The organism is Achromobacter marplatensis, from assembly GCF_049060505.1.
GTDB lineage: Bacteria > Pseudomonadota > Gammaproteobacteria > Burkholderiales > Burkholderiaceae_B > Achromobacter > Achromobacter marplatensis_A.
This window is the reverse complement of sequence record NZ_JBMGRB010000001.1, coordinates 162,395-177,059: the sequence shown is the minus strand read 5'-3', so window position 1 is coordinate 177,059 and position 14,665 is coordinate 162,395. Positions and strand designations below refer to the sequence as shown.

Annotated in this window: 14 protein-coding genes; 9 read left to right on the top strand and 5 right to left on the bottom strand. The window is 66.3% G+C overall.

Going from position 1 to position 14,665, the window contains the following annotated elements; translation table 11 throughout:
* Window positions 1-2 precede the first annotated feature (2 nt).
* The gene (locus tag ACI0FO_RS00775; protein ID WP_416023413.1) at window positions 3-476 is read left to right on the top strand and encodes an aromatic-ring-hydroxylating dioxygenase subunit beta; all 474 of its coding nucleotides are present in this window, start codon (window positions 3-5) and stop codon (window positions 474-476) included.
* Window positions 477-489: 13 nt separating this feature from the next.
* Entirely contained in the window at window positions 490-801 is a 312-nt protein-coding gene (locus tag ACI0FO_RS00770; RefSeq protein WP_416023411.1) for a non-heme iron oxygenase ferredoxin subunit, read from the top strand.
* Between the two features lie 68 nt (window positions 802-869).
* Here the strand turns inward: ACI0FO_RS00770 and ACI0FO_RS00765 are convergent, their stop codons facing one another.
* The 4 genes from ACI0FO_RS00765 to ACI0FO_RS00750 form a co-directional block, all read right to left on the bottom strand.
* A complete protein-coding gene (locus tag ACI0FO_RS00765; protein ID WP_416023409.1) occupies window positions 870-1,709 on the bottom strand; it encodes a tRNA threonylcarbamoyladenosine dehydratase in 840 nt (279 codons plus the stop codon).
* A gap of 69 nt (window positions 1,710-1,778) precedes the next feature.
* A complete protein-coding gene (locus ACI0FO_RS00760) occupies window positions 1,779-3,215 on the bottom strand; it encodes an efflux transporter outer membrane subunit (protein ID WP_416023407.1) in 1,437 nt (478 codons plus the stop codon).
* A 5-nt stretch (window positions 3,216-3,220) separates the two neighbouring features.
* Window positions 3,221-5,179 (bottom strand): MacB family efflux pump subunit, encoded by a 1,959-nt coding sequence (locus ACI0FO_RS00755; RefSeq protein ID WP_416023405.1) that lies wholly within the window; start codon window positions 5,177-5,179, stop codon window positions 3,221-3,223.
* Between the two features lies 1 nt (window position 5,180).
* Window positions 5,181-6,368: an efflux RND transporter periplasmic adaptor subunit gene (locus ACI0FO_RS00750; protein ID WP_416023404.1), complete on the bottom strand. Its 1,188-nt coding sequence runs from the start codon at window positions 6,366-6,368 to the stop codon at window positions 5,181-5,183.
* Between the two features lie 377 nt (window positions 6,369-6,745).
* Between ACI0FO_RS00750 and ACI0FO_RS00745 the strand changes: the two genes are divergently transcribed.
* The 6 genes from ACI0FO_RS00745 to purU all read left to right on the top strand — a co-directional run bounded on the left by ACI0FO_RS00745 (window position 6,746) and on the right by purU (window position 11,924).
* The gene (locus ACI0FO_RS00745) at window positions 6,746-7,954 is read left to right on the top strand and encodes an MFS transporter (RefSeq protein WP_416023402.1); all 1,209 of its coding nucleotides are present in this window, start codon (window positions 6,746-6,748) and stop codon (window positions 7,952-7,954) included.
* Window positions 7,955-7,956: 2 nt separating this feature from the next.
* Window positions 7,957-8,613 (top strand): gamma-glutamylcyclotransferase, encoded by a 657-nt coding sequence (locus ACI0FO_RS00740; RefSeq protein WP_416023400.1) that lies wholly within the window; start codon window positions 7,957-7,959, stop codon window positions 8,611-8,613.
* Between the two features lie 115 nt (window positions 8,614-8,728).
* Window positions 8,729-9,358, top strand: a complete 630-nt coding sequence (gene pdxH / locus ACI0FO_RS00735; protein WP_416023398.1) for a pyridoxamine 5'-phosphate oxidase — start codon at window positions 8,729-8,731, stop codon at window positions 9,356-9,358.
* Window positions 9,359-9,397: 39 nt separating this feature from the next.
* The gene (locus ACI0FO_RS00730; protein WP_416023396.1) at window positions 9,398-9,922 is read left to right on the top strand and encodes a flavin reductase family protein; all 525 of its coding nucleotides are present in this window, start codon (window positions 9,398-9,400) and stop codon (window positions 9,920-9,922) included.
* Window positions 9,919-11,028: an NAD(P)/FAD-dependent oxidoreductase gene (locus tag ACI0FO_RS00725; protein WP_416023394.1), complete on the top strand. Its 1,110-nt coding sequence runs from the start codon at window positions 9,919-9,921 to the stop codon at window positions 11,026-11,028. The genes ACI0FO_RS00730 and ACI0FO_RS00725 overlap by 4 nt, the downstream gene beginning before the upstream one ends.
* A 41-nt stretch (window positions 11,029-11,069) precedes the next feature.
* A complete protein-coding gene (purU, locus tag ACI0FO_RS00720; RefSeq protein ID WP_416023392.1) occupies window positions 11,070-11,924 on the top strand; it encodes a formyltetrahydrofolate deformylase in 855 nt (284 codons plus the stop codon).
* Window positions 11,925-11,927: 3 nt separating this feature from the next.
* Here the strand turns inward: purU and ACI0FO_RS00715 are convergent, their stop codons facing one another.
* Window positions 11,928-12,827, bottom strand: coding sequence for a LysR family transcriptional regulator (locus ACI0FO_RS00715; protein ID WP_416023390.1), 900 nt, complete (start codon window positions 12,825-12,827; stop codon window positions 11,928-11,930).
* 114 nt (window positions 12,828-12,941) lie between these two features.
* Here ACI0FO_RS00715 and ACI0FO_RS00710 point away from each other — a divergent pair, with 114 nt between their 5' ends.
* A complete protein-coding gene (locus ACI0FO_RS00710) occupies window positions 12,942-14,645 on the top strand; it encodes an acyl-CoA dehydrogenase family protein (RefSeq protein ID WP_416023389.1) in 1,704 nt (567 codons plus the stop codon).
* The last annotated feature ends 20 nt before the right edge of the window (window positions 14,646-14,665 follow it).

The window sequence follows — 14,665 nt, the reverse complement described above, 5'->3', positions numbered from 1 at the left end:
CGATGCTGGACTTTCCGCTCTATTACCAACTGACCCGTTTGTACGCCGACTACGCCGCCGCGCTGGACGCCGAGGAATGGGAGAAATGGCCGGACTTTTTTTTGGAGGCCTGCACGTACAAGGTGCTGCCGCGCGAAAACCACGAGCGCGGCTATCCGCTGGCCACCATGGCTTTTGAAAGCCGCGGCATGCTGAAGGACCGCATCTACGGCGCCACGGACACGATCTTCCATGACCCCTACTACCAACGCCACGTGGTAGGCGCGCCGCGCGTGCTGTCGGTGCATGGCGACCGGATTGAATCCGAGGCCAGCTACGCGGTATTCCGCACCAAGCCCAGCCAGCTGACCACCGTATTCAACGTGGGCCGCTACCTGGACGTGGTGCGCCAGACGCCCGACGGCCTGAAATTCGAGTCGCGGCTGTGCATTTTCGACAGCGAACTGATCCCGAATTCGCTCATCTATCCCATCTGAACAGGAAAGCACTATGAGCACGCAATGGATCAAGGCCATCGCCCGAGCCGATGTGCCGGACGAAGACGTCATCGCGGTGCAGGCAGGCGGCCGCGAGATCGCGCTGTACGGCGTCGACGGCGAGGTCTACGCCACCGCCAACCTCTGTACGCATGGCAATGCCCGCCTGTGCGACGGGTTCCTGGAGGGCCACGAAATCGAGTGCCCCTTGCACCAGGGCCGCTTCGACGTGCGCGACGGCCGGGCGCTGTGTTCCCCCGTGCGGGAAAACGTGGCGACCTATCCGGTCAGGATCGAGGACGGGATGGTGTTCGTGGCGCTGTGACGCAAAGATCGGACAGCCGGACGACCTTCATGGCGCCCGAGACCGGGGGTGCAAAACCCGGCTGTTGATCAGATCGCCAACCGCAGCGCTTCGTTCGCGGCCGCCATGCCCATGGCGGCCGTCACCGTCACGACCGAACCGTAGCCCGCGCACGACAGCCCTTGCGGCGCAAGGTTCAGGCCCGACGCGCCCAGGTCGTCCTCGCCCTCGACGGGGCGGGTCCAGGCATCGGGCAGGATGGCGGGCTGGTCAAACCATAAGGCATGGATGCCCATCTTCGGCACGCGCTTGAGCGCCTTGCCGTTCTGGTCGGAAGCGCGTGGAAAGCCGTGTTCCTTACGCAGTTTGTTGCGCAGCTTGGCCAGCAAGGCGTCATTCACCGCCGCCGACAGATCGCCGGCCCGCAAGGCGAGCGGATCCGTCTTGCCTCCCGCTCCCCCGCACAGCAGCATCGGCATGCCCAGCGCACGCGCGTGCAGGATCATCGCGATTTTGGCCGTGGCCTGGTCGGTGCAATCGATGATGACGGTGTAGGGCCCGGGCAGCACGTCGGCGACGTTCCCGGGCGACACGAAGTCATCCACCCGCGTCAGCCGGCATTCCGGATTGATCGCCAGCACCCGTTCGGCCATGGCATCCACCTTGGATTGGCCGAGCGTGGACGACAGCGCATGGATCTGCCGGTTGACGTTGGATTCGGCGATGTGGTCCAGGTCGATCAGGGTCAGGGCGCCGACCCCGCAACGCGCCAAGGCCTCGACGGTCCACGAACCGACGCCCCCCAGGCCTGCCACCGCAACATGGGCGGTTTGCAAACGTGCGGGCGCTTGGGGGCCGTACAGACGGGACAGGCCGCCGAAGCGGCGATCCAGGTCGGCGGGCGGAATCGGATGATCGGGCGAGTTCATGGCGGGTATTTTATAGGCCAAGGGCATTGTTGGCTGTTGCACACGTGAGCCCCCGCCACGCCGGGCGTCTCAGGAACCCGAGACATCAACCCCGGCCTCGCCCCCGACATCACGCGCCACAACATCATCCCCGCCCAGCGCCCGATAAACCGCCACCTGGTTCACCAGCCGGTTCAACCCGTTCTCATCCCGCGCAATCTCGGCCGTCCGGCGCTTTTCTTGCGCGTCCAGCCAGTCCTTCAACGACACGGCCCCTGCCCGGTAGCGCACTTCGTACAAGCGCTCCGCCTCCCGCGCGGCCCGCAGCGACACCGCCAGTTGTTCCGCCTGCAAGGCCAGCTGCGTCCGGTTCGACAGCGCGTTCTCCACGTCCGCCATCGCCTGATACAACGACTGCCGGAAGTTGACGACACGCTCTTCGTAGTCCGCCTTGGAAATCTTGATGTTCAGCTGCATCTGCGTCCATTGCAGGAACGGCAGCGTCAAGCCCACGCCCAGCGACGCGACGGGGTTTTGCAGGATGTTCGATAGCGTCGGGCTGGCGGTGCCCACCGCGCCCGTCAGCGTCACCGGCGGATAGAAACTCGCGCGGGTGGCGTCCACCGTTGCCAAGGCTTCGCGCAAACGCAGCTCGGCCGCACGCAGGTCCGGGCGACGGCCCAACAGATCGGCGGGGACGCCGGCGCGCGCTTCGGGCAAGGGATACTGCGCCAAGCGGGCCGGGTCGGCCATGCTGCGGTCCGGCGGCCCATCAAACAGAATCGTCAGCGCATTCGTGTATTCCACGCGCTGTTGAACCAGCAAGGTGTGGGCTGCCTGCTGGCTGGCCACCGTCTGCTCGGCTTCCGCCAGTTCCAGCGCTGATGCACCGCCCGCCGCGTATTGCGCGCGTACCAGGTCCTGCGTGCGGCGCGCATAGGCGATGCTCTCTTCGCTGCTGGCGATGCGCTGATTGATGAAAGCGGTCTGCCAGTACAGCGTGGCCGTGGTGCCCACCAGCGACAAGGCTGCGGCCGCCCGGTCCTCTTCGGTGGCTAGCGCTTCCCATTGGGCCGCGTCGCGCTGGCGCGACAGCTTGCCCCACAGGTCCACCTCGTAGCCGACGGTCAGTTCAGCGGCGTTGGTGCGTGTGATCGCGCGGTCGCCGTACAAATTGCGGTTGCGGGCCACGTTGGCGCTGCCGCCCAATTGCGGCGTCAATTGGTCCTCGGTCAAGCCAGCCTGGTACTGCGCGCGGCGCACCCGGATCGCCGCGGCAGCCAGGTCGTTGTTGCGCGCCAGCACGGCGTCGACCAGCCCGTTCAAGACCGGGTCGTTGAAATTGCGCCACCAGGCGCCGCCGTCGGCCAACGGCGCTTGCGCGGCGCCGGGCGCGGCATGCGTCCAGGCAGCCGGCGCCTCGGTCAGCGGCGGTTCGTAATCAGTGCGCAACAGGCTGCCGCAACCGCCCAGCGCCAGAAGCAGCGCCAGGGCGGCGGGTGTGCGAATCAGGGAAACCGCTTTCATCGTCCTCATTCCCGGGCCAACGCCTCGACGGGATCCAGGCGCGCCGCATTGCGCGCCGGCAAATAGCCAAAAAGCACACCGATCAGCGTCGAGCACGTGAATGCCGCCACCATCGATGCCGTGGAATAAATCATCTGGAACGAACCGCCCGTGGCCTTGGACACCAGCACGCCCAGCGCCAGCGACAGGATGATGCCCAGCGCCCCCCCGATCAGGCAGACCAGCACCGCTTCGATCAGGAACTGCTGCATGATGTCGCTGCGGCGCGCGCCCACCGCCATGCGCACGCCGATCTCGCGGGTGCGCTCGGTCACGGACACCAGCATGATGTTCATCACCCCGATCCCCCCCACCATCAGCGAAATCAGCGCGATCAAAGACACCAGCAACGTCATGGTGGCCGTCGTGCGCTCGATGGTCTTGCGGATCGCGTCCGTGTTGAACACAAAGAAATCCTTCACCACGTGGCGCCGGATCAGCACGCGCTCGATGGCGCGTTCGGCCGCCGCCGGCGGCGTGGCGTCATTGACGCGCACCGTGATGCTCTTCAAGTGCTGCTGGCCCAGCACGCGCGACAGCGCCGTGGTGTAGGGGATCCAGACGTTCAGCGATTCGTTATTGCCAAACACGGATTCTTTTTTCTCGGTCACGCCGATCACGCGCGCGGGCATCGAGCCCAGGAACACCACCTGGCCGATCGGTTCCGTGTGCGAACCGAACAAGGTCCGCCGCGTGCCTTCGTCGATCACCACTTCCTGCGCCCGACGCACCACGCTGGTCTCGTCGAAGAACTTGCCCTGCGCCAGTTTGATGGCCCGCACGCGGAAGTACTGTTCGCCCACGCCCTGGATCGACCCGTTCACGGACACGTTGCGGTAGCGCAGCGTGTTGCTGGTGGTGACTTCGGGCGTGACGCTGTCCACATAGGGCTCGCGGGCCAGCGCGTCGGCATCGGCCGCGACCAGCGTGCGGATAGTGACGGCTTTTTCATCACCGAAGTCCTTGCCGGGGAACACCTCGACCGTATTGGTGCCGATGGCGCTGATATCGTCCAGGATCTTGCGCCGCGACCCTTCGCCCAGCGCCACCACCGAGACCACGGCCGCGATGCCGATGATGATGCCCAGCATGGTCAGCGACGTACGCAACCGGTGCGCGTTCATGGACAGCAGCGCCATCCGCAGCGCTTCGCCGCCACGGTCCAGGTACGACTGCCAAGCGGGACGCTTGGGCAGTTCCGGCGGCGCGTCGCGCTCGGCGTCCACGCGCGGCGCGTCGGGATTGCGCTTGTCCGCGACGATCTCGCCGTCGCTGATCTCGATGATGCGCTGCGCGTGGCGCGCCACATTCATATCGTGCGTGACGATAATGATGGTGTGGCCGGCCGCGTTCAGCTCTTCCAGGATGCGCAGCACTTCCTGCCCGGTGTGCGTGTCCAGCGCGCCGGTGGGCTCGTCGGCCAGGATGATGTCGCCGCCATTCATCAGCGCGCGTGCGATGCTCACCCGCTGCTGCTGGCCGCCCGACAACTGGCCCGGACGGTGTTCCGACCGGTCGCCCAGCCCCAACCGCTTCAGCAGTTCCTCGGCGCGCGCCACCCGGGCCTCGCGCCGCTTGCCGGCGTACACGGCCGGCATTTCCACATTGCCCTGCGCGGTCAAGTCCGATAACAGGTGATAACGCTGGAAGATAAAGCCGAAGTGCTCGCGCCGCAGTTCGGCCAGTTCGTCGGGGTCCAGCTCGCCCGTGCTGCGGCCGCTGACCCGGTAATCGCCACGGGTCGGGCGGTCCAGGCAGCCCAGAATGTTCATCAACGTAGACTTGCCCGATCCGGACGCCCCCACGATGGCGACCATTTCGCCGGCCTCGATGGTCAGGTCGATGTCTTTCAAGACGGCAATGGTCTGCTCGCCCGCGGGGAACTCGCGGCGCACCCCGGAAAGCGAGATCAGCGGTCCGCCCATGTCAGCCTCCCCGCGCTGCGGCGGCCGCAGGCGCGGAATCCGCCGTCACGACCCGCTCTCCCACCTCCAGCCCTTCGAGCACCTGCGCCTGCACGTTGTTGTTCATGCCGATCTTGACCTGGCGCTCCTCGGTCTTGTTGTCTTTCAAGACCACGCGCACGGTATAGCGGCCGTCTTTGCCGCGCTTGCCCAGCGCCGACGCCGGCACCACGACGGCGTCCTTGGCCTCACCCAGCACGATGAAGACTTGGGCGGTCATCGAAATGCGCAGCTTTTCATCGGGGTTGGGCACATCGAACAAGCCGTTGTAATAGACCGCGGCGGTGGTGGAACTGCCGCTGGAAGACGTGAGCGACGACGTGGCGTCTTCCTTCTGGATGGCGTCCGGCGCGGGCTCCACCGCGCGCAGCTTGGCCTGATAGCGCTGATCGGGTTCACCCAGGATCGTGAAGTACACGGGCAGGCCGGCCTTCACGCGGGTGACGTCGGCTTCCGAGATCTGGGCCTTGATCGTCATCGTGTCCACCTGGGCCACCTTGATGATGGTGGGCGCGCTCTGGATGGAGTTGACGGTCTGGCCTTCCTTCGTTACCACCGCCACCACCATGCCGTCGATGGGCGAGACGATGCGCGTGTAGCCCAGGTTGACGCGGGCGGTGTCCACCTGGATTTCAGCCTGCGCGATCTGCGCGTCCAGCGACGCGATCTCGGCACGCGTCACGGCCAGCGTGGCCTCGGCCGTCTCGTAGGCCTCACGGGAACTGGCGTCGGCCGCCAACATCTGGCGCTGGCGCTTGAAGGCCAGTTCCGCCTGCTTCAGCGTGGCAACCTTGGCCGCGCGTTCGGCGCGCCGCGTTTGCAGGGCCGCCTCCGCGTTGCGCAGTTCGTTCTGCTGGGTCAGGTCGTCGATCTCGGCGACCAATTGGCCTTTCTTGACGCGGTCGCCCAGTTGCACTTTAAGGGACTTCAGCTGGCCGGTGGCCTGGGCGCCCACACTGACGCGTTCGATAGCGTCGATGGTGCCGCTGGCCAAGACACTGTCCTCAAGGTTCGCCCGGCTGACCTCGCCCACCGCAAAGGTGGGCGGCGGCGGCGCTGAAAAAAAGACGGCGCGCAAAGCGAACGCCACCAGTAGGACGACGACGGCGATCAACGCATAACGCTTGAACTTGCTGCGGGGCTTTTTCATTGAACCTGGTGATAGGAGACGAGGGCTGGGGACCCACGCCGGTATTGCGAAGCACAGGCGCCCATCCTAAACGGGCGGCCTGTCCAAACGATGGCGACTCTGTGCCAAAACGGTGAAAAACAGTAAAGCGGTACTGGTGCGTCCAGCGTTCATGTGATTGTTCCGTTGCGAGAACGATACAACGACAGCGGCGCATGCGCGGAACCGCATATTTTGCACATGCGCCGAACATGCCGGCATCTTGCCCCGTAACTCCGTGACTTGCACAGTAGATGGCGCCTATCTTGCCGCCACGGCTTGAAACCGTTTGCCGCACTGCAAAAACGCCGCGCCTCGACATAGGCCGACGATCCGCACAGAATGAATGCAGTTACGCCGTGTCTACCTCTCACAGATCCCCCTCTTCGCCTTCAAGTTCCCCGGAATTTTCCGGGGCGGTGCTGCTGTGCCTGCTGGCAATGATGAACCACGTGGCGCTGACCGGGGGACGGATCACCGTTTCATTGACGGCGCTGCAGATGGGCCTGTCCACCTTCAAGGTGGGCACCTTGGTCGCGGTGTTCGCCGTGCTGCCGATGTTGTTCTCGGTGCGCGCCGGCCGCTGGGTCGACCGGGTGGGCATCGTTCGCCCGCTCGTCATCGGGACGGCTTTGGTAGCGATCGGCACCGCTTTGCCTTTTATCTCGCAGACACAGACCGCCCTGCTGATCGCGTCCTGCTGCATCGGCATCGGGTTCATGCTGCATCAGGTCGCCACGCAAGACTTGCTGGGCCATGCGGAACCCGCGCAGCGTCTGCGCAATTTTTCGTTCATGTCGCTGGCGCTGGCCGGGTCGGGATTTTCCGGGCCGTTGATCGCTGGACTGGCGATCGACCATCTGGGTACGCGCACCGCCTTCGGCCTGCTGGCCCTGGGCCCCATCTTGTCGGGCATCGGCCTGTATGCCTTGCGTCACCAATTGAAGGCCGTGGATTCGCAACTGACCGGCGCCAAAGCGGCCCAGCGCCGCCGGGTGACCGAATTGCTGGCCGTTCCGGCGCTGCGCCGGATTTTGATGGTCAACACCATCCTGTCCGGCGCCTGGGACACCCATTTGTTTGTCGTTCCCATCTTCGGGGTCGCGATCGGGCTGTCGGCCACCACGATCGGCGTCATTCTTGCGTCCTTCGCGGCGGCAACGTTCGTCATCCGCCTGATATTGCCGCTGATCATGCGCCGGGTCCGATCCTGGACGCTGGTCCGGGTGGCCATGGCAACGGCGGCGATCGATTTCATGCTTTACCCGCTGTTCACCGACGTTACCGTCCTGATCGTGCTGTCGTTCATCCTGGGCCTTGCCTTGGGGTGCTGCCAACCGAGTATGCTATCCCTGCTGCACCAGCATTCGCCACCTGGCCGCGCCGCCGAAGCCGTTGGTTTGCGAATGGCGCTGATCAACGGATCCCAAGTGTCCCTGCCATTGACCTTCGGCGCGCTGGGCGCGGTAATTGGTGTCGCCCCCTTGTTCTGGGCCTATTCGCTGGCCTTGATGGCCGGCGGCTGGGCCAACCGCAACCCCCCGCTCGAATCTGACCGGAACCCGTAGTCGTGAACACGCCGTCCCCTCCTTCCGCCATCGCCGGCGCCAGCCTGCCCTTCCGCTTGTGGACGCCCGAGGAAAGGCGGGCTTCGCTGGATGATGCCCTGCGGCATTGGCAGGCGGGCGATGACGTCTGGGTATATGGGTACGGGTCACTCATCTGGCGCCCCGACTTCGACTTCATGGAACGCCGCCTGGCGACTTTGCGCGGGCACCACCGGGCGCTGTGCCTGTGGTCGCGCGTAAACCGCGGCACCCCGGAATGCCCCGGGCTGGTGTTCGGCCTGGACCGCGGCGGCTCCTGCCGGGGCGTGGTCTATCGCCTGGCGGGGGACCAGGTCCCCACCTATTTCCCCGCGCTCTGGGAACGTGAAATGTCCACCGGCGCCTACCTGCCGCGCTGGATCAACTGCGCGACCGACGCCGGCCCTGTCCGTGCGCTGGTCTTCATCATGAACCGCGACAATCCGGCCTACATCCGCGCCCTGCCCGACGCCGAGCTGCTGGCCATCGTGCGGCGGGCCGCCGGCCGCTACGGGCCGTGCACCGACTACGTGGTCCAGACGGCCCAGGCGCTGCGCGCCGCCGGCATCCATGACGCCCGCCTGGACGCCATTGCCCGCCGGCTGGAACTTGATGGACGGCCGCTGCCCGAAGGCGCCTGACCGGCCCCGCCCGCGTCCCAGCGGGAAACATGCCTGAGACCTGCGCGGGGTCAATAAGGGAGCGATGCCCCAAGCGGTATAAACTCCCTGTTATCAACGCTGAATCCCACGCCTCATGTCCGTCTCCGATCTGCGTCAAAGCTACGAAAAGAACGTCCTGCTGGAAAGCCAGGCCGCCGCCTCCCCGTTCCAGCAGTTTGCCCGCTGGTTCGACGAAGCGCTGGCCGCCAAGGTGCCGGAACCCAACGCCATGACCCTGGCCACGGTGGACGCCTCCGGGCAGCCCAGCGCCCGCATCGTCCTAATCAAGGGCTTTGACGAGCACGGCTTCACGTTCTTCACCAACTATGAATCCCGCAAGGGCCAGGACCTGGCGGCCGAACCGCGCGCTTGCCTGCTGTTCTTCTGGCAGCCGCTGGAACGCCAGGTACGGATCGAAGGCGTGGTGGAAAAAGTTGCTGCCGAAGAATCGGACGCGTACTACCACAGCCGCCCCGCCGGTTCGCGCATCGGCGCTTGGGCCTCGCGCCAAAGCCAGCCCATCACCCGTGAAGCGCTGGAAGCGCGCGAACAGGAATTCCGCGAACGGTTCGGCGAACAGCCGCCGCGTCCGCCGCACTGGGGCGGTTACCGCCTGAAGCCCACCGCTTTCGAATTCTGGCAAGGCAGGCCGTCGCGCTTGCACGACCGCCTGCGCTATGTCGCCGACGGCACGGCCTGGAATATCGAACGCCTGTCGCCTTGATGCCGGGCGCCTTGCGCGCCCGCCCGACTTAACGATTGCATGCCCGCCTCCTCCCCTGACTTTGACGCCTCATTCTTCCGTACCGCGCTGGGCCGCTATGCCACCGGCGTAACGGTCGTCACCGCCTCCGGCCTCGACGGCGCGCCCATCGGGCTGACGGTCAGCTCCTTCAATTCAGTGTCGCTGAACCCGCCGCTGATCCTCTGGAGCCTGTCGCGCGGTTCTTCTTCGCTGGCGGCGTTCGAACAGTGCGAACGCTATGTGGTCAACGTGCTTAGCGCCGAACAGATCGCGCTGGCGCGGCGTTTCGCCACCGGCAAGACGCCGGACCGCTACGCTGGCCTGACCGTGCACCACGCGCCCGGCGGCACGCCGATGCTGGACGGCCATTGCGCCGCCTGGTTCGAATGCCGCAACCGCAGCCGCTACGAAGAAGGCGACCACATCATCATGGTGGGCGAGGTCGAACGCTGCGGCCACAGCAGCGAACCGCCGCTGGTGTTCCACGCAGGCGGTTTCGACCTGACGCCGGCCGGATCTCGGTCTGAAAGGAAGGCGTCATGAGCGTGGATGTCGATTGCGTCGTCATCGGCGCGGGCGTGGTGGGCCTGGCGATCGCGCGCGCGCTGGCCCAGTCTGGCCGTGAAGTGTTGGTGGCGGAAGCCACGGAAGCCATCGGCACCGGCACCAGCTCGCGCAATTCCGAAGTCATCCATGCCGGCATCTATTACCCCGCCGGCAGCCTGAAGGCGCGCCTTTGCGTGCGCGGCAAACACCTGCTGTACGCCTACTGCGCCGAACGCGCCATCCCGCATAAGCGGCTGGGCAAGTTGATCGTGGCCACCGACCGCGAACAGGCCGCGCAGCTGGAAGGCATCGCGCAGCGCGCCCGCGCCAACGGCGTCGACGACCTGCAATACATTTCCGGCGAAGACGCCATGCGCCTGGAGCCCGCGCTGCAATGCACGGCCGCGCTGGTATCGCCGTCGACCGGCATTGTCGACAGCCATGCGCTGATGCTGTCGTTCCAGGGCGACGCCGAAAACGCCGGCGCCCAATGCGTGTTCCATACGCCCCTGGTGTCCGGCCGCGTCCGCCCCGAGGGCGGGTTCGCCCTGCAATTCGGCGGCGATGAAGCCATGACCCTGACCTGCAACGTGCTGATCAATTCGGCGGGCTTGCAGGCGCCGGCGCTGGCCCGCCGCATCGACGGCGTGCCGCCCGCCAGCATCCCCACCGATTACCTGTGCAAGGGCAGCTATTTCACGCTGTCCGGCCGCGCCCCGTTCTCGCGCTTGATCTACCCCGTGCCGCAACACGCCGGCCTGGGCGTGCACCTGACGCTGGACATGGGCGGCCAAGCCAAGTTCGGCCCCGACACGGAATGGGTCGGCACCGAAGACTACACACTGGACCCGGCCCGCGCCGAGGTGTTCTACGAAGCGGTGCGCAGCTACTGGCCCGCTTTGCCCGACGACGCGCTGGCGCCCGGCTACACCGGCATCCGGCCCAAGATCTCCGGCCCGCACGAACCCGCCGCCGACTTCGTCATCGCTGGTCCCGCCGTGCATGGCGTGCCCGGCCTGGTCAACCTGTTCGGCATCGAATCCCCCGGGCTGACCTCCAGCCTGGCCCTGGCGGAAGAAACCCTGGCGCGCCTGGCCGCCTGACTCCGCCCTCTCCCCTTCCTTTCCTGGCCTATTTCCGCACCATGCAGCACAACGACTACATCCTGACCCTGTCCTGCCCCGACCGCACCGGCATCGTCTACCGCGTCAGCGGCCTGTTGTTCGAATTGGGTTGCAACATCCTGGATTCGCAGCAGTTCGGCGACGAGGAAACGGGCCAGTTCTTCCTGCGCGTGCACTTCGATCTGCCCGCCGTCGTGGCCGCCGATGACCTGCGCGCCCGCCTGGACGCGATGTCCGGCGAATACGGCATGGACCTCAAGCTGCACGATGCGCGCCGCAAAGAGCGCCTGCTGATCATGGTCAGCAAGCAGGGCCACTGCCTGAACGACCTGCTGTTCCGCGTGCATAGCGGGCATTTGCACGCAGAAGTGGCCGCGATCGTGTCGAACCACAACGATTACGCCAGCCTGGCGGCCTCCTATGGCATCCCGTTCCATCACCTGCCGGTCACGCCGGACACCAAGGCGGAACAGGAAAAGCAGGTGCTGGAAATCGTCGAACAGTCGAATGCCGATCTGGTCGTGCTGGCCCGCTACATGCAGATCCTGTCGGCGGACATGTGCCGCGCGTTGAACGGCCGCGCCATCAACATCCACCACAGCTTCCTGCCCAGTTTCAAGGGCGCCCGCCCCTATCACCAGGCGCATGCGCGCGGCGTGAAGATCATCGGCGCCACCGCCCACTACGTGACGTCCGACCTGGACGAAGGCCCGATCATCGACCAGGATATCGAACGCGTCGACCACACGATGACCGCCCAGGACCTGACCCAGGTCGGCAGCGACATCGAATCCCTGGTGCTGTCGCGCGCCGTGCGCAGCCACGTCGAACACCGCATCCTGCTGAACCGCAACAAGACCGTCGTGTTCCGCTGATGCTCAGCCGGTTGCCGCGGACGGGTACTGGCGCGCCACCAGCGCCATTGCCTTCTGCTGCAGCGGTGAGCGCGCCTGCGCTGGCCAGATCACCTGGCTGATGGAACGCGCCTCGTGCGCGAAGGCGATAAAGCGCGTGCCCGCCAGGCCGCTACGCGACAGGCAGGCCGGCACGATCGACACCCCCAGGCCCTGCGACACCAGCGACGCCACGCTTAGCCAGTGGCGTACCTCGTGCCGGATCACCGGCATGAATCCCGACGCCACGCACATCGACAGCACCGTTTCGTAATAGCTGGGCGACGCCGCGCGCGCGAAAAACACGAAATCATCGCCCGCCAGGTCGGCCAGTCGCAGCGACGCCCGGCTCGCCAACGGGTGCGAATCCGGCAGGCAGACGACAAACGGCTCGGCTACCAGATCGCGCGCATGAACCTCGTCGGGCACCGGGTTGGCGTGGATGAAACCCAGGTCCTGCTCGCCGCGCCGAACGGCTTCAATCTGGTCGTGGGAGTTCAGTTCGGTCAGCACGTGCTCCACATCGGGAAGCTCGGCCCGCATGGCGCTAAGCAGCGCGGGCAGGCCGCGATACAGCATCGACCCCACGAAGCCGATGCGCAGCCGGCCCCGCAGGCCCGCGTCCACTCGCTGCACCAGCGTGCGCACTTCCTCGGCCTGGCGCAGCAGCGTCAGCGCTTCGCGGTAAAGCACCTGCCCGGCATCGGTCAGTTCCACGTGGCGGCTGGTGCGGGCCAGCAGGCGCGCGCCCACGTTGTCTTCAAGCTGGCGAATGGCGTAGCTCAGCGGCGGCTGCGAAATATGCAGACGCGCGGCGGCGCGGCTGAAATGGCGCTCTTCGGCGACCGCGATGAAATAGCGCAACAGGCGAGGGTCCAGATCCACGGCGTCTTCCGATCTATATTTTTTATGGATTGTTCTACACAAAAACGGTATTTGCATAGATTAATCGACCCGCGCAACATCGGCCATCTTCCCCGTTTTCCGCAGGATGCCGCCATGGATGCTCCAAAAACCGCCCCGACCGCCGCTGCCGTCACGCCCGTTCCGGACTCCCGCGGCCTGAATCTATTCAACGCCGATCCCTATGCGGCCGCCCTCAGCCAGCGTTACCTGCCGCCTGCGCTGCACGCGCACCTGCTGCCTCACCTGCAACGGCTGGGCGGACTGGCCGGCGGCGTCATGGACGAGTTGGCCTCCACGGCGGACAAGCATCCGCCCACTCTGTCCGTGCGCAGCCGCGCCGGCACCGACGAGTCCCGCGTCGACAAGCACCCCGCCTATGTCGAGCTGGAACGCCTGGCCTACAGTGAATTCGGCCTGGCGGCGCTTTCGCACCGCGGCGGCGTGCTGGGCTGGCCGGAACCCATGCCGGCCGCCGCCAAATACGCGCTAAGCCACCTGTTCGTGCAGGCGGAATTCGGCCTGTGCTGCCCCGTCAGCATGACGGACTCGCTGGCGCGCACGCTGCGCAAGTTCGGCGACCCGGCGCTGGTCGAGCGCGTACTGCCACAGGTCACGTCCCAGGATTTCGACACGTTGCGCCAAGGCGCCATGTTCATGACCGAACAGGGCGCGGGTTCGGACGTCAGCGCCACCGAGGTCACGGCCGAGGCGCAAGACGACGGTACCTGGCGTATCCACGGCGACAAATGGTTTTGCTCCAACCCCGACGCGGGATTCGCGATGGTGCTGGCCCGCAGCGAACCGCAGCCGGGCTTGAAGGGCGTGTCGCTGTTCCTGCTGCCACGCGACCTGGCCGACGGCAGCCACAACCACTACCGCATCCTGCGCTTGAAGGACAAGCTGGGAACCCGCTCGATGGCCAGCGGCGAAATCCGCCTGGAAGGGGCCGTGGCCTGGCTGGTGGGCGAACGCGGCCGCGGCTTCAAGCACATGGCCGACATGATCAACAACTCGCGCCTGTCCAACGGCATGCGCGCCGCCGGCCTGATGCGCCGCGCGGTGACCGAGGCCATCTACGTGTCGCAACACCGCCGCGCCTTCGGCAAGCGCCTGATCGACATGCCGCTGATGCAACGCCAACTGGTCAAGATGACCGTATGGGCCGAACAGGCCCGCAGCGTCATGTTCCAGACGGCCCGGGCGCTGGCCGACGCGGACCAGGGCGCGGCTGATCCTGCGCTGGCCCGCATCCTGACGCCGCTGATCAAGTTCCGCGCGTGCCGCGACGCGCGCAAGGTCACCGGCGACGCGATGGAAGTGCGCGGCGGCTGCGGCTACATCGAAGAATGGACCGAGCCGCGCCTGGTGCGCGACGCGCACTTGGGATCCATCTGGGAAGGCACCAGCAACATCGTCGCGCTGGACGTGCTGCGCGCCATCAAGAAAGAGCATTCCCTGCCCGCGCTGCGCGCCCATGTCGAGCGCCTGCTGGCGGACGGCGCGCCCTGCCCGCCCGCGCAGGCCGATCGGCAGGCCCAGGCGCTGGACAAGACCTTCGCGTTGGCCGAACACGCCGCGCAAGGCGACCATGCCGAACTCGCCCGCCAGGCCGCATCGCTGCTGTATCACGCGGTATCGATGGCCGCGCTGCGCTGGGAAGCCACGGGCGCCGGCCTGGAAAGCCGCGCGCAACTGGCCGACCAGGTGCTGTTGCATCGCCTGGCGCCGCATGATCCCTACGCCATTCCCCCCAACGAAAGCGCGGCCTGCCAGACCATTCTGCAATACGCGCTGTAAACCGACGCCGGCGGCACAGC